This window comes from Brevundimonas sp. 374, assembly GCF_900102995.1.
Taxonomy (GTDB): domain Bacteria; phylum Pseudomonadota; class Alphaproteobacteria; order Caulobacterales; family Caulobacteraceae; genus Brevundimonas; species Brevundimonas vesicularis_C.
Genome location: NZ_FNKT01000002.1, coordinates 447,828 through 461,603, shown reverse-complemented (window position 1 = coordinate 461,603; position 13,776 = coordinate 447,828). Strand labels below are relative to the sequence as shown.

General features: G+C 66.7%; 14 protein-coding genes. 5 read left to right on the top strand and 9 right to left on the bottom strand.

The annotated features are described in order from the left end of the window. Positions 1–36: 36 nt before the first annotated feature. Positions 37–798: an extensin-like domain-containing protein gene (locus tag BLR19_RS09765; protein WP_091750152.1), complete on the top strand. Its 762-nt coding sequence runs from the start codon at positions 37–39 to the stop codon at positions 796–798. 196 nt (positions 799–994) lie between these two features. Continuing rightward, positions 995–1,198, top strand: a complete 204-nt coding sequence (locus BLR19_RS09760) for a cold-shock protein (protein ID WP_017505920.1) — start codon at positions 995–997, stop codon at positions 1,196–1,198. A gap of 82 nt (positions 1,199–1,280) precedes the next feature. Here BLR19_RS09760 and BLR19_RS09755 read toward each other — a convergent pair whose 3' ends face one another. From BLR19_RS09755 to BLR19_RS09745, 3 genes are read right to left on the bottom strand one after another with little or no spacing between them, the layout of a single operon-like run. After that, positions 1,281–2,210: a DMT family transporter gene (locus BLR19_RS09755; protein WP_091750149.1), complete on the bottom strand. Its 930-nt coding sequence runs from the start codon at positions 2,208–2,210 to the stop codon at positions 1,281–1,283. A gap of 57 nt (positions 2,211–2,267) precedes the next feature. Beyond that, positions 2,268–4,442, bottom strand: a complete 2,175-nt coding sequence (locus tag BLR19_RS09750; RefSeq protein ID WP_091750143.1) for a histidine kinase dimerization/phosphoacceptor domain -containing protein — start codon at positions 4,440–4,442, stop codon at positions 2,268–2,270. Beyond that, on the bottom strand, positions 4,439–5,026 hold the full coding sequence (locus BLR19_RS09745) for a biliverdin-producing heme oxygenase (protein ID WP_091750140.1): 588 nt from the start codon (positions 5,024–5,026) through the stop codon (positions 4,439–4,441). Before BLR19_RS09745 ends, BLR19_RS09750 begins: the two co-directional genes overlap by 4 nt. 132 nt (positions 5,027–5,158) lie before the next feature. Between BLR19_RS09745 and BLR19_RS09740 the strand changes: the two genes are divergently transcribed. Next, positions 5,159–5,935: a transglutaminase-like domain-containing protein gene (locus tag BLR19_RS09740; protein WP_091750137.1), complete on the top strand. Its 777-nt coding sequence runs from the start codon at positions 5,159–5,161 to the stop codon at positions 5,933–5,935. A gap of 139 nt (positions 5,936–6,074) precedes the next feature. Here BLR19_RS09740 and BLR19_RS09735 read toward each other — a convergent pair whose 3' ends face one another. Continuing rightward, a complete protein-coding gene (locus tag BLR19_RS09735; protein ID WP_091750134.1) occupies positions 6,075–7,808 on the bottom strand; it encodes a M1 family metallopeptidase in 1,734 nt (577 codons plus the stop codon). Positions 7,809–7,918: 110 nt separating this feature from the next. Next, positions 7,919–8,215 carry a 50S ribosomal protein L28 gene (rpmB, locus tag BLR19_RS09730; protein ID WP_026108540.1) on the bottom strand — a complete coding sequence of 99 codons (297 nt, stop codon included), beginning with the start codon at positions 8,213–8,215 and terminating at the stop codon, positions 7,919–7,921. Between the two features lie 236 nt (positions 8,216–8,451). Here rpmB and BLR19_RS09725 point away from each other — a divergent pair, with 236 nt between their 5' ends. After that, positions 8,452–8,931, top strand: coding sequence for a DUF3617 domain-containing protein (locus BLR19_RS09725; protein ID WP_038294089.1), 480 nt, complete (start codon positions 8,452–8,454; stop codon positions 8,929–8,931). Positions 8,932–9,005: 74 nt separating this feature from the next. Here BLR19_RS09725 and BLR19_RS09720 read toward each other — a convergent pair whose 3' ends face one another. Both BLR19_RS09720 and fdxA read right to left on the bottom strand, forming a co-directional pair. Beyond that, a complete protein-coding gene (locus BLR19_RS09720) occupies positions 9,006–9,536 on the bottom strand; it encodes a CarD family transcriptional regulator (RefSeq protein ID WP_055753908.1) in 531 nt (176 codons plus the stop codon). 300 nt (positions 9,537–9,836) lie between these two features. Continuing rightward, complete coding sequence (gene fdxA / locus BLR19_RS09715; RefSeq protein WP_017505910.1) at positions 9,837–10,178, bottom strand: ferredoxin FdxA; 342 nt, start codon at positions 10,176–10,178, stop codon at positions 9,837–9,839. Between the two features lie 171 nt (positions 10,179–10,349). Here fdxA and BLR19_RS09710 point away from each other — a divergent pair, with 171 nt between their 5' ends. After that, positions 10,350–10,976 carry a YceI family protein gene (locus BLR19_RS09710; RefSeq protein ID WP_091750131.1) on the top strand — a complete coding sequence of 209 codons (627 nt, stop codon included), beginning with the start codon at positions 10,350–10,352 and terminating at the stop codon, positions 10,974–10,976. Between the two features lie 31 nt (positions 10,977–11,007). Here BLR19_RS09710 and BLR19_RS09705 read toward each other — a convergent pair whose 3' ends face one another. Together BLR19_RS09705 and BLR19_RS09700 are read right to left on the bottom strand one after the other, a co-directional pair. Then, entirely contained in the window at positions 11,008–11,283 is a 276-nt protein-coding gene (locus BLR19_RS09705) for an RNA-binding S4 domain-containing protein (RefSeq protein WP_091750128.1), read from the bottom strand. Then, on the bottom strand, positions 11,280–13,769 hold the full coding sequence (locus BLR19_RS09700) for a helicase-related protein (RefSeq protein ID WP_091750125.1): 2,490 nt from the start codon (positions 13,767–13,769) through the stop codon (positions 11,280–11,282). Before BLR19_RS09700 ends, BLR19_RS09705 begins: the two co-directional genes overlap by 4 nt. Positions 13,770–13,776: the final 7 nt, after the last annotated feature.

The window sequence follows — 13,776 nt, the reverse complement described above, 5'->3', positions numbered from 1 at the left end:
TAAGGCGCAGGGCCCGTTCGGCCTGCGAGGGGCCGAATGAAGCGCGATCTGGCGGACATGTGGAATCTGGTGTGGGAGCTGGCGCTGCTGGTCTGCGCCGGCTTTGCCTTGCTGAACTTTTTCGCTCCGCCCCAGGACCTGCCGTGGAAGCCGCTGGATCTGGATCGTCCGCTGGGCCGCGCGACCACCGCAAAGGTCGCCGCCTTCGACGTGCCGACCGCCGCCACGCCCGAGGCAGTCGAGGGCGCGACCGAGGCCTGTATGCAGGCGCTGCGCAATGCGGGGGTTAAGGTCGAACGCGCGCCCGACCGCGACGACGGCGGCTTCTGCGTGGTGCGCGGGGCGGTGCGGATCACGGGCGGCGAGGTGACGCCGCTGGCGCCGGCCGATGTCGTCATGCAGTGCCCGCTGGCGGTCCGCTATGTCATCTGGGATCGCCAGGTGCTGCGCCCGGCCTCGCGCGACATTCTGAGCTCCGCGCCCGCGCGGGTGGAAAACTATGGCACCTATTCTTGCCGCCGCATCTACGGCTCGCAGGATGAGGCCGAGCGGCCCAGCGAACACGCCAAGGCCAATGCGCTGGATGTCGCAGCGGTGACCTTGAAGGACGGTCGGACCGTCAGCGTGCTGAACGACTGGCGCGGCGACGGGCCGGCGGGCGAGCCGGGCGGCCGCTTTCTGCACGCCTTGCGCGACGGGGCCTGCCAGCTGTTTTCGACGGTCCTGACGCCCGACTACAACGCCGCCCACGCCAACCATCTGCACATCGACGGGGCCGCGCGGGGTCTCTGTCGTTAAGCCTGAATGCGTCTGGTGCGACTCGCTTTGCTGTTGACCGTCTGGAAAAGCCGGGTGACAACATCGCTGCAGTCCGGATTTCGCGTGGGGTCCAAACCCGCGTTTCGCTCCTTCGCCTGAACGAGCTGTCCAGATGGACTGTCGGGTCACCTCGAGAGGGATCCGCCTGGAAAAGCGCGTTTACGGAGACGCAGACATGGCGACCGGCACGGTCAAGTGGTTCAACCCCACCAAGGGCTACGGCTTCATCCAGCCCGATAGCGGCGGCTCCGACGTGTTCGTTCACGTCACCGCCGTTCAGAAGGCCGGACTTCAGGGCCTCGATGAGAACGCCAAGGTCGAATACGAGCTGGAAAACCAGCGCGGCAAGACTTCGGCGATCGACCTCAAGGTTCTTTAAGTCGATCCAGCCTTCAAGGCTTAGAGGCGGGCGCGGGAGTTTCTCCCGCGCCCGTTTTCTTTTTGAGCTATCGCGCTTCGCGCTACTTGGGCCCGTTCGATGCGTCCTGCGGCTGGGGCTCGGCGGCGTGGGCGGTCTTGGCGCGTTGCGACCGCTGCGCCAGGACGATGGCGCCCAGCACCAGGGCGCCGCCCAGGGCCTGAGCCGGCGTCAGGGTTTCGCCGAAGATCCACCAGCCCAGCAGGCCCGCGACGACCGGCTGGATCAGGATGGTCACGGCCGTGACCGAGGCCGGCAGTTTGCCCAGCGCCCAGGCCACGCCGCCTTGGCCGAAGACGTGCATCACGCCCATGGCGACGCAGGCGGCCCAGCCGGCCGGCCCGGCGGGGATGACAGCCTCGCCCAGCGCCAGGGCGACGATCAACAGAAGAGGCGCGCCCAGCAGCGTCGCCCAGAAGGTCACCCGCATCGCGCCGGCCGTGCGCCGCGCCGCCTGCACCGCCAGAAAATAGCCCGAGTACCAGACCGCCACCGACAGGGAGAACAGGTCGCCCAGCATCGGATTGGTCCCTTGGCCGCCATCGGCGCCCGCAGCCATGGCGAAGGCGCCGCCCATGGCCAGGGCCAGGGCCAGGATGAACAGCCGGTGCGGCCGCTCCTTCAGCACAAACCAGCCGAACAGGGTCACGACGACCGGCGTCAGGTTGCACAGCACCGTCGCGTTCGCGACCGAGGTCATGACGATGCCGTAGTGCCAGAAGCTGAGGTCCAGGGCGAAGAACAGGCCCGCCAGCAGCGCCCATTTCGATGGGGTCGCGATCCCGCCCGGCTCGCGCGCCGCCAGGATCGTCAGCAGGGGCAGGGCGAACAGGAACCGCCAGAACCCCGCGGCCGCCGGCCCCGTCTCGGTCAATCGCACCAGAATGGGCGCCAGGCCCAGCACGCTGGCCGCGATCAGCAGAACGATCAGCGCAAAGGCGCGCGAGGAAGGGCGAAAGGCCAGGGCGGACATGGCCCGGCTCTTACGACGCCCTGCGACCTGACGCCACAGGCGCCGTCAGACCACGCTTTACACGAGGGGGTCGATCCGCGACCGCAACACGACGCTGAGGCCCGGCGCGCGGTCGCGATAGTCGATCGTTCCGTCCAGCTGACCGACCAGGCTCTTGATCATCATCGAGCCGAAACCCTTGCCGGCCAGATGCCCGCCGGCGCCCTCGTCCTCCACCGTCATGCGGAAGAAGGCGCCGTCTTCCTGGAAGGCGATCCGCAGCGGACCAGGCTTGCCGCCATAGGCGTATTTCTGGGCGTTGATGATCAGTTCCGTCAGGATCAGGCCGATGGTGATGGCGCGCCCCGGCTCGATGCAGACGGGGTCCAGATCGGTTTCGATGGCGGCGGCCCAGTCGGGCCCCATGCTGGAGCCCAGATCGCCAATCAACTCGCCGATGTAGCGGCTCATGTCGATGGTCGTGACCTGATCGCTCAGATACAGCCGACTGTGGACCGCAGAGACGGCGCGCACGCGACGTCGCGCCTCGTTCAGCGCGGTTGCGGCCGAGCCGCCCGCCTGCTCTCGTGCTTGCAGGCCCAGGAAGCTGGACACCAGCGTCAGGCTGTTCTGAACCCGGTGGTTCACCTCGCGGATCAGATACTGCTGCTGTTCCAGCCGCAGGTCGCGCTCGGACAGGCGGTCCTGCAGCGATCGGTTCAGCCGTCGGATCTGATGGACTGCGGCGTAGTCGGCCAGCGCGTCCCTCAGCCGGGCGGCGGACTCCACGGCGGCGGGGCCCCAGCGGTGCGCGCGGCCCGAGACGGTGTCCGACCAGCTTTCGAACGAGGCGCGGGGCGTCAGAATGGCCTTGGGGCCAGTCTTCTCCGCCGTTGCGGGATTGCCGGCCCAACGCACCGTTTCCAGCACCTCCGAGCGGAACCACAGCAGCGACACCGGCTGATCCAGAGGCAGGGTCACCGCCAGCAGACCGCTGGCGTGTGTCTTCCAGGCCTCGGCGGCGGGCAGAACCGAGGCCAGGTTGTGCGACGAGACGGGGCGCAGGCCCGGCCGTCCCGCAGCCCAGGCGGCGATGGCGCGTACGCCGTCTTCGGGCGGCGTATGGCCAAAGGTCTGGATGTCCCCGTCGCTGACGATGGCCAGACCGTCCGCGCTGGTCAGTTGCATCAGGGCGTCAGCCTTTTCGCCCAGCGTCTCTCGCATCGGCCGGTCTGGCGACAGCCGTGAAAGCAGTTCGTCCTCCATCCGGCGCAGGCGCGTGCGCTCGCGATAGAGGTCGGCGTCGGTCTTGGACTTCAGCTGTCGCGCCAGATTACGCGCCAGGGCCGTGCAGCCCACGCGCAACTCATAGGGCAGCAGCTTAGGTGAGGCGTTGTGGCAGGCCACCAGCCCCCACAGGGCGTCATCGACGATGATCGAAACCGAAGCCGAGGCCCGAACGTCCATGTTGCGCAGATATTGCAGGTGGATCGGGGACACCGAGCGCAGGCCGCTGTCGCTCATGTCCAGCGGCGCCTCGCCAGGCGCGATGGGGCGCAGAGGCTGGGGCGTATAGCGGCTGTCGGGAATGACCCGCACGGGGTTGCGCAGATAAAGGGCGCGCGCCTGCTGCGGGATGTCTGTGGCGGGGAAATGATGGTTGAGGAAGGACCCGGACCCTTCGGCGCGGCTTTCGGCCACGACCTGACCCGCCTCGTCGTCCTGGAAGCGATAGATCATCACCCGGTCGAAACCGGTCAGGCGACGGAAGGCGTCCGCCGCCCGCTCGCACACCGTCTGGATCGTCACCGCCCGTTCCAGCGCGGCGCCGGCGGCATCCAGGTTGGCGATCAGATCGACGCCGAGGCGGGCCTGCTGCGAGCTCTGCTCGACCTCGATGATCATCAGATCGTTGATCGTGCCGGAAGTCGTTCCCGGCGCACGATGCACCACGACGTCGTATTCCAGACGATTGGTCGCGCGCCAGCGACAGGCGAAGCCGGCCTCCTGATGCGCGGCCATGGCGCGTACGGCCCGGTCGGCGACATCGCCCAACACGTCGGCGACGGTGCGATCGATCCAGACCTTGCGGCCCGTCAACTCCTCTATTGCGCCCGCCCCCTGGCGGATGGTCAGGGATTGCAGATCCAGCACCAGCATGAAGCCGTGCGGTTGGATCGATTGAGGAATGTGGATCGGCTCGCGATCGCACTCGTTCAGCGCGGCGTCGGCCAGGTCGAGCGTCTCGGTCATGCCGCGGCCTCCTGCGGCTGGGGTTGCAAGGTGCGGTGGGCGAAGGCGAAACCGTCGACGCCGCCCTTCACCACCTGATCGATCGTGACGTGGCCGCTAACGCAGGCCCGGTCCAGCAGGTCCATAAAGGCGCGCCAGCGTGCGCCGGTCTCTTCGCCATAGGGATCCAGAAAGCCGAGGCCGTCCAGATCGCGACCCTCGGCGGCCAGCCGGCGTCGAATGATCCGACCGCCCAGCATCGACCCTTCGGTCACATAGACCCAGCCCAGGGCTTCGCCGGCCGAGGGGGGCGAAGCCGGACGCGCCGGCGGAGGAACGCGCTGGCCCAGTAGCGTCAGGTCCTGGGCGATCCTGTTCGCGCGTGATCGCGGTTCGAAGCTGGCTTCCAGTTCAGCATTCAACGCCGCCGCCAGCGGATGGCTGAGCGGCTCCAGTCCGGCATGGAAGCGGTAAAAGGCCGCGACGGTCTCCGCCCGAGTGGCGGGGTCCGACAGACGCGGCTCGATCCGGGCCTGGACTTCCAGGGTTTCGTGGGCTGAGGCGGTGGCTTCCCGAAGAGCGAGAAGGGCAGGGGAAGCGATCATGGGGCTCAGATTAACACACTGTCTTGTCTTGTCGATTTGCACAGGCCAGAAGGCGCGGACCACCACGGAACGGCCCAGACCGCGTGGCGTTCACCAGCAACCTTCTCATCTCCCTTTGATCGGCAGATTTTCATGAAACTGCGCGTCCGCGCCGAACTCGTCTATCGTTTCGATCCGCCGACGGACGCCATCTACAAGATCCAGGTCGCCCACTGGCCGGGCCAGGACATTCTGGAAGAAGCCCTGACCTTCGACCCGCCGGTCGATTTTCACGAAGACGAGGACGTCGACTTCGGCGCCCGCACCCTGCGTTGCCATGTCGAGGGCGAGGTCAAGCTGACCTATGAGGCGGTGGTCGAAAACGGCGTGCTGAAGGGCCTGCCGCCTAGCGTATCCCAGCATGACTGGGGCGAACTGCCTGCCGAGGTCCTGCCCTATCTCCAGCCCAGCCGCTATTGCCCGTCGGATCAGTTCGGCCGCTTCGTGACGCGCGAGTTCGGCGACACGGCAGGCGGCGCGCGCGTGCTGGCGATCCTGAACTGGATCACCGAGAACGTCGATTACGAGCACGGCGTGTCGGACACCGAAACCACGGCGGCGCGCACCTTCATCGACCGGGCCGGCGTGTGCCGCGACTTCACCCACCTGGGCATGACGCTATGCCGGGCGTCGGGCATTCCTGCGCGCGCGGTCAGCGCTTTCGCCCACCAACTCAGCCCGCCCGACTTTCACGCCATCTTCGAGGTCTGGCTGGATAACGGCTGGTGGCTGGTCGATCCGACGGGCCTGGCGCCGGTCGAAGGCCTGGTGCGGATCGCCTGCGGGCGCGATGCGGCAGACATCGCCTTCCTGACGACGCAGGAGCGCTGTCAGATGGTGCGCCAGTCGGTGACGGTGGCGGCGGCTTAACGATTTTTATGTCCGCTCATCCCCGCGAAAGCGGGGATCTAGAGTTTTGGGCGCTCAGATGCAGATCAGAGTAGGCGTTACTCAATCCGATTTGCGATGTGAAAGGACTGGGTCCCCGCTTTCGCGGGGATGAGCGGGTTCAATGCGCCGCCTTCTGCGCCGCCTTATAGGCCTGAAGCTCGTCGATCACGTCCATCTGGCGCAGCACCTTGTTCTGCGGATCGATCAGGACATGGGCGCCGGCCGGAACCGGGATCTGGCCCCGCCCGCCGGTCATGGCCACGGTCTGAACGCGCCCGTCGATCTCGACCTCCAGCGGCATGGGGAAGACGCCGCCGTCGCCCGTCGTCCACTCCAGCTTCAGCACATCGCCGTCGCGGGTCTGGGTCAGCACCGGCAGGGCGGCGTTGTAGAGATAGCCGCGGAAGAACCAGCCGTAGTCCCGGCCCGTAACGTCGTTGATGATCGCGAGGAAGTCGCCAGTCGAACGATAAAGCGGCGCGAAGTTGCCTGGTCTGGGGTCGGCTCGCCCATAAACCAGACGCGTGACCGCATCGTGGAAGGCGGCGTCGCCAATCAGCATCCGCAGCGAATGGCTGATTAGCGAACCCTTGGAATAGATGTCATTGCCCGGCCCAACGTCGCCTTTGTAGACCTCGTCTTCGGTCTTGGGCGTGCCTGAAACGACGGGATGTTTGTTGATCAGACCCTCGCGCTGATTGGCCAGTTCGCGCTGCATATAGCGGTCGCCCAGCAGCCAGCGCGCATAGAGCGGCTGCATGTAGCTGCCCAATCCCTCGTGCAGCCACATGTCGTCGGCGTTCTGATTGGTCAGCTGATTGCCGAACCATTCGTGGGCAAACTCGTGCTGCAACAGCCAGTCATAGCCTCGCCCGTCGATCTTGTAGCTGTTGCCGTAGGCGTTGATCGTCTGGTGCTCCATGCCCAGGTGCGGGGTCTCGACCACACCCATCTTCTCATCGCCGAAGGGGAAGGGGCCGACGGTGGCTTCGAAGAAGTCCAGCATCTTTGGGAACTGGGCGAACAGGCCCTGGACCTGTTCGGGGGTGTCCGATTTCAGATGCCAGTATCGCATCGGGATCGTGTTGCCGAACCGGCTGGCGTAGTCGCCCGACACCTCTTCGTATGGCCCCACGTTCAAGGCGATGGCGTAGGTGTTGGGCGATTTCGCCGACCAGTTCCAGGTGGTCCAGCCGTCGCCGTGATCGACCTTGCCCAGGAAGCGGCCATTGGACGGCACCGACAGGGCGGATGGCACGGTGATGTGCAGATCGACCCGGCCCGGTTCGCCGTGCGGGCTGTCGATGCAGGGCCAGAAGATGTCGCAGCCCTCGCCCTGAACCGCCGTGGCGATCCACGGCTCGCCCGACGGCGCGGTGGACCAGACGAAGCCGCCGTCCCAAGGCGCACGGGGCGCCACGCGCGGCTGGCCGGCGTAGGCGACGCGCAGGGCTACCGACCGGCCCGTGGCCAGGGTCTCTGGCAGCTGCACCTTCAGCCGGCCTTCGAGGTTGGACCAGCGATCGACGGCGACCTCGACCCCGTCGATCTGGACCGAGGAGATGGTCAGCAGGGTGTCCAGTTCGACGACCAGAGCGGTCAGGGGCGCCTTGGCGGTGAAGTCCAGCACGGCGACCGCGTCGATGGCCTTGTCTTCGGGCAGGACCTTGATCGACAAATCGGCCTTGTCGAACTGCATCGCCTGCTGTTCCGGCGTCAGCGGCTGATCGGTGGCCAGGGTGAAGGCGGTCGATTCGCGCGGCGTCGGCGTCGGCGCCGGCTGGGCGACGGTGGCGCAGGCCGACAGCGTCAGGGCGCTGGCTGCGGCCAAAAGCAAAATCTTGATGCGCATGAACCGCTCCCCGTCTGAGGCGACAGGCTAGCGCGAGCGGGCAATGGCGCAAAGAAAAAGGCCGGTGTTTCCACCGGCCCTCTTCCAGAAATCTATGTCGCGGTCGCTGATCAGGCGGCGGCTTGTTCGGCCAGCTTGGCGCGAATCTGGCGCTTGATGCGCTGAGCGGCGATCGACAGCTGCTCGTCGCGGGCCTTGACGATGAAGACGTCCAGGCCGCCCTTGTAGTCCAGGGTGCGCAGCGCGGCGTTCGAGATGCGCAGGCTGAACGTCTGGCCCAGGGCTTCCGACGTGACCTTGACCGTCTTCAGCGACGGCAGGAAGCGGCGCTTGGTCTTGATGTTCGAGTGGCTCACGTTGTGGCCGACCATGGGGCCGATACCGGTGAGTTCGCAACGACGCGACATCGTCAGATCCTTAAGGTGCGGCGTCCAGCCCGAGCGTGGGAGAGGACGCATGAAACAGTTGCGCGCGGGAACCAGCCCGCGCGAGAGGGGGCCGTATAAGGGAAGAGGCGGTTCGGCGTCAAGCCGAGTCTGGACGCATCGTCCCCACGCCTCGTTCAGCCGTCATTCAAATGCCGCCCTGTATGGCCCATATGATGACGACCTCAAAAGAGACCCAAGCAGAACAGAAGGCTTCCATGTCCCGTCCGTCCTTGATCGATCGCCTGCCCAAGCGCGCGCTCGCCGTCCTGGCCCCGGTGATGGCCGGCGGCTTCATGCTGGCCTCGCCCGCCATCGCCCCGGCCCAGACTGCGGCTCAGTCCGAAGTCCTGCCCGGCTATTGGGAATACACCACCAGCGCGGTGGGCCAACGCGACACCGAGCAGAAGTGCGTGCGGCCCAGCGAGATCAACCGATTCTTCGGCGGCCTGTCGACCAACAAGTGGCGCTGCACCTATCCGACCCGCGTGGTCGGCAACGGCAATGCCCGCTTCGAGGGAACCTGCCAGGACCGCAAGGGCCGTCGCATCGCTGTTCGCCTGAATGGGACCTACACGGAAACCAGCTTCAGCTTCCGTGGCGGCGCCCAGATCGTGCGCGGCACCCCCTATATCCCCGCCAGCATAACCGCGCGGCGCATCAGCGCCCAGTGCCCGGCCAACGCCGAATACTTCTGACCCCGGCTCTGCGACGCATCAAAAAAAGGCCCCGGATCGCTCCGGGGCCTTTTCTTTAGTCCGAGACTCGAAGCTTAGGCGGCTTCGGCGGTCGGGATCGGCTTTTTGGCGCTGAGCGACTTGGCGAGCAGCTCGACGGCGGCATCCTTGTCGATCTTGTTGGCGGCGGCGACTTCGCGCGCCATGCGGTCCAGGGCCGATTCATAGAGCTGGCGCTCCGAATAGGACTGTTCCGGCTGGGTGTCGGCGCGGTGCAGATCGCGAACCACTTCGGCGATGGAGATCAGGTCTCCCGAGTTGATCTTGGCTTCGTATTCCTGGGCGCGACGCGACCACATGGTGCGCTTGATGCGCGCGCGACCCTTCAGGGTGGTCAGTGCCTTGGTCACGACGTCGTCGGCGGCCAGCGAACGCAGGCCGGCCGTGACGGCCTTCTTGGTCGGGACGCGCAGGGTCATCTTCTCGTGGTCGAAGGTCACGACATAGACCTCCAGCGACATGCCCGCGACTTCCTGGGTCTCGATCGCCGCCACTTTGCCGACGCCGTGCGCCGGATAGACGACCGCGTCGCCAACCTTGAACTCCAGACCAGTCTTGCTCGTCATAATCGTCCTTTCCCGGTCAGGGCCGGGCGAAACGAAGGCGCAGGAAACGCAAACAGGATCTCATCCGCCGGATCGCTCCGTCGGAGGGGATGATGTTGGGCGTCAAAAGCGGAAACGGATCACCAAACCTCTGGCCGATCCCGTCTAGGGCGGGATTCTGTCGCAAACACGGGCGGCGCGAAGATTTCGCGGACCGCCCGATCCAATGAAACAGAACCTATCACAAATCTGCGGAATTTCAAAACGTCCACAGGGCGGACGTGCAAATACGGCAAGGCTTGAGCGCCGCCAGTCCTTAAATCAGGAACCCTTGCCCGGCTTGGGGCTGAAGTATTTCTCGTATTTGCCGGTTTCGCGCTCGTACTGCTCGCGGTCGGCGGGGGGCGTGCCCTTGACGGTGATGTTGGGCCAGACCTTGGCGTATTCGGCATTGACCTGAAGCCATTTGCCGTCGGGCTCGTCCTCGGTGTCCGGCACGATGGCGTCGACCGGGCATTCCGGCTCGCACACGCCGCAGTCGATGCATTCGTCCGGCGCGATCACCAGGAAGTTCTCGCCCTCGTAGAAGCAGTCCACCGGACACACCTCGACGCAGTCCATGAACTTACATTTCACGCAGGCGTCGGTGACGATGTAGGTCATTGGGCGAGAAACGGGTGTCGGTCTGTGGGCGGGAGGCCTGCGACATGGCGGCCACGCAACCAACTGTCAACAGCGCGGCTTAAGGCGAGAGCCATTCGCAGCGCCTTGACAGAACGGCGCCTAATCGCAACTGTATTGATTGCATATCCGCCCCATCGACAGGAACTCCCCATGCGCACCCCCTTCATGAAATACGCCGTCGCCGCCGCCGCCGCCCTCAGCCTGATCGCAGGCGGCGCGGTCGTGGCTCAGGCCGCTCTGACCAAGAACCCCGCCGAAGTCAGCGCCGGGAACTACGATCTCGATTCCGGCCACGGCAAGATCACCTGGTCGGTCAATCACTTCGGCCTTTCGACCTATACGGGCCAGTTCGTGAACGTGAAGGCGGTGCTGAAGCTGGACCCGGCCAACCCGTCGGCTTCGACCCTGACTGCGACGATCCCACTGACCGACGTGGCGCCCAACGACGACCGTCTGAAGGCCCACCTGCAAACCGCCGACTTCTTCGACACCGCCCAATATCCGACGGCGACCTTCGTCTCGCGCTCGGTCACCGTCGACGCCGATGACGCCAACGAGGCGACCGTGGTCGGCGATCTGACCCTGAAGGGCGTGACCAAGCCCGTCACCATCGAGGTCGAGTTCAACGGCGCCGGAACCGTCATGGGCGCCTACAAGGCCGGCTTCGACGGCGAGGCGACCATCAAGCGCTCGGACTTCGGCATCAACTACGCCCTGCCGGCCGTCTCCGACGAGGTGAAGCTGCACATCGAAGGCGAGTTCGTCATCCAGAAGTAGGCCTGCCGCGCTGCGCGCGACTTGAGGCCGTTTAGACCGTAAGAGAATACAGGGCGCGGGCCTCCTCGGCCGGTCCGCGCCTTTCGCCAAGCCCCTCGACCTTCAGGCTGGTGACGTGTCCGTTCTGGGCGAAGGTCAGCAGGTCGCCGACGTGAATGCACCGGCTGGGCTTGTCGAGCCGCGTCTCTCGTCCCTGATGCGTCAGCCGCACCGCCCCCCGCTCCACCAGACCAGCCGCCAGGCCGCGCGTCTTCACGAACCGCGCGCGCCACAGCCAGATGTCGATGCGACAGGCGTTCTCGTTCAAGCCTTCGCCTTTAGACGCGGCCGACGACGCTTGGGTCGCGCAGGCGGCGCTTCGGTCAGGGCGGCCAGCGCCGCGAAGGGCGAATCCTTGACGATCTTCGGCGCTGCGCCCGGCTTGTCGGGAAGGCGGGCGCGTTCGACCTTCAGGGCGGCGATGATCTGTTTGGCCTGATCGGCGCGCCAGCCCAGATCGGTCAGGGCCTCGTCGGACAGCCGGCCGTGATTGGCGGCCCGCAGCTCGGCCATCTTCTCCAGTGTCTCGACCGGCGCCAGCCACCGTCCCGCCAATCGCATTCCTTGCGCGGACAACAGACGCGCCGAGGGCGGTTCCACGGGCGCGGGGATCAGATCGGGCGTCGCCGGGATCAGCGGCGCGGCGACGAAGGCTTGGGCGAAATGGCGCGCGCGCGGCTTCTGAAGACCGGGCAGCCACACCGAATGCGCCCCTATGCGGATGGCGAAACTGCGCAGCGTACGGCGCTCGACCTGACTGAGCGCGGCCAGATCGCGCTCGACTTCGCGCCGGTCGATCACACCCCCGGCCTCGATCAGGCGAAAGGCGACGCCGCGCGGCAGGCCCTTCAATGCCCCCGACTCCACCGCCTGACGCAGCCGTCGCAGATCGCGCAGCGCACGGCCCGCTTCCGCCGCCAGCCACGCCTCGATCCGGCGCTGGGCGCGCTCGCGGGCGGGCGTCGGTCCCAGATCGCCCAACAGGCGCACGGAGGGCGTAAAGGGATCGACCCCCTGCGGCGTCGCATTGATCTGCGCCGTCAGCACGCCGCGCCACAGCACCGCCCCGTCCGGCGTGACCGAAAACCCGTCGTCGGTCTCGGCCGCCAGACGCCCCAGCCGTCGATTGATCTCGGGCGTCACCGCACGCACGGCCGCCTGGCGCAGGGTGCGGTCTTCCAGGGCCGAAGAGCCCTTCTCCATCTGAAAGCGCACGCCCTCCAGCTGGCCGACGACCTGGCCCTCGACCGTAACCTCGCCGTCTTCTGCGACGCCTGCAAACGTGTCTTCGCGCACGTTCAGCGCTCGCATCAGGGCGGTAGTTCGGCGATCCACAAACCGGGCGGTCAGCCGCTCGTGCAACACGTCGGACAGCCGATCTTCCAGCGCGCGGGTCTTGTCGCGCCAGCCTTGCGCGTCGTGGACCCAGTCCGGCCGGTTGGCGATGTAGGACAGGGTGCGCACCGCCGACAGCCGCGCCGACAGCTGGTCGATCTGACCGTCGTCACGATCCACGAAGGCGAAGCGCGGCGCCATCCAGTCGTCGGTCAGCCGGCCGCGCTTGCCGGTCAGGGCGTGGAAGACGTCCTTGGCGAGCCGGGCGTGTTCATCCAGCGTCGTCTTCTGGAAGTCCGGCAACTGGCACGCTTCCCACAGCCGCATGACCGCCCCGCGCGAGCGCCCCACGCGCGCGATCTCCTCGTCCTTGATCAGGCGACGCAGCAGGGTCTCGTCCAGCGCCTCCGCCGTCAGGCTCAGCCCCGATCGTTGGGGCGTCACCGTCAGCGAGCGCAGCAGATCGGGCAGGGTGTCGAAATCCAGCCGGGCGTTCCGCCACTCCGCCGCCTCGATCGGATCGAACCGATGCTCGACCACCTGTTCGACCAGATCGGGGTCCAGATCCTCGGCCTCGGCCGTGACGCCGAAGGTGCCGTCGCGCAGATGCCGGCCGGCCCGCCCGGCGATCTGGCCGATTTCATGGGCGTAAAGCCAGCGGGTGCGCCGCCCGTCGAACTTTCTCAGGCCCGCGAAGGCGACATGGTCCACATCCATGTTCAGCCCCATGCCGATGGCGTCGGTGGCGACGAGGAAATCGACCTCGCCCGACTGATACAGGGCCACCTGTGCGTTGCGGGTGCGAGGAGACAGACTGCCCATCACCACCGCCGCGCCGCCGCGCTGACGCCGGATCAGTTCGGCGATGGCGTAGACCCGATCGGTCGAGAAGGCGACGATGGCGCTGCGGCGGGGCAGGCGAGTCAGCTTCTTGGAGCCCGCGTAGGACAGGGTGGACAACCGGTCGCGCGTTATGATCTCCACGTCCGGGACTAGGCGGCGGATCAGCGGCTCCATGGTTCCGGCGCCTAGGAACATCGTCTCGAACCGACCGCGCGCGTGCAGCAGCCGCTGGGTGAAGACGTGGCCGCGTTCGGGATCGGCGACCAACTGGATTTCGTCGATGGCCAGAAACTCGACCGATCGCTCCAGCGGCATGGCCTCGACGGTGCAGACGAAATAGTGCGGGCGCGGCGGGACGATCTTTTCCTCGCCGGTGATCAGGGCGACGGCCGCCGCGCCGCGCTGTTTGACGATCCGCTCATAGATCTCGCGCGCCAGCAGGCGCAGCGGCAGGCCGATCATGCCCGAGGCGTGACCCAGCATCCGCTCGACCGCCAGATGGGTCTTGCCGGTGTTGGTGGGCCCCAGGACCGCAGTCACGCGGGACGGGGCGAGGCCTGCGGACCGGTCGCTCATGTCGCGA

What these genes read in the sequence shown, in the direction of transcription:
- BLR19_RS09765 (WP_091750152.1), top strand. Translation starts at nt 37, where the DNA reads ATGAAGCGCGATCTGGCGGACATGTGGAATCTGGTGTGGGAGCTGGCG.
- BLR19_RS09760 (WP_017505920.1), top strand. Translation starts at nt 995, where the DNA reads ATGGCGACCGGCACGGTCAAGTGGTTCAACCCCACCAAGGGCTACGGC.
- BLR19_RS09755 (WP_091750149.1), bottom strand. Translation starts at nt 2,210, where the DNA reads ATGTCCGCCCTGGCCTTTCGCCCTTCCTCGCGCGCCTTTGCGCTGATC.
- BLR19_RS09750 (WP_091750143.1), bottom strand. Translation starts at nt 4,442, where the DNA reads ATGACCGAGACGCTCGACCTGGCCGACGCCGCGCTGAACGAGTGCGAT.
- BLR19_RS09745 (WP_091750140.1), bottom strand. Translation starts at nt 5,026, where the DNA reads ATGATCGCTTCCCCTGCCCTTCTCGCTCTTCGGGAAGCCACCGCCTCA.
- BLR19_RS09740 (WP_091750137.1), top strand. Translation starts at nt 5,159, where the DNA reads ATGAAACTGCGCGTCCGCGCCGAACTCGTCTATCGTTTCGATCCGCCG.
- BLR19_RS09735 (WP_091750134.1), bottom strand. Translation starts at nt 7,808, where the DNA reads ATGCGCATCAAGATTTTGCTTTTGGCCGCAGCCAGCGCCCTGACGCTG.
- rpmB (WP_026108540.1), bottom strand. Translation starts at nt 8,215, where the DNA reads ATGTCGCGTCGTTGCGAACTCACCGGTATCGGCCCCATGGTCGGCCAC.
- BLR19_RS09725 (WP_038294089.1), top strand. Translation starts at nt 8,452, where the DNA reads ATGTCCCGTCCGTCCTTGATCGATCGCCTGCCCAAGCGCGCGCTCGCC.
- BLR19_RS09720 (WP_055753908.1), bottom strand. Translation starts at nt 9,536, where the DNA reads ATGACGAGCAAGACTGGTCTGGAGTTCAAGGTTGGCGACGCGGTCGTC.
- fdxA (WP_017505910.1), bottom strand. Translation starts at nt 10,178, where the DNA reads ATGACCTACATCGTCACCGACGCCTGCGTGAAATGTAAGTTCATGGAC.
- BLR19_RS09710 (WP_091750131.1), top strand. Translation starts at nt 10,350, where the DNA reads ATGCGCACCCCCTTCATGAAATACGCCGTCGCCGCCGCCGCCGCCCTC.
- BLR19_RS09700 (WP_091750125.1), bottom strand. Translation starts at nt 13,769, where the DNA reads ATGAGCGACCGGTCCGCAGGCCTCGCCCCGTCCCGCGTGACTGCGGTC.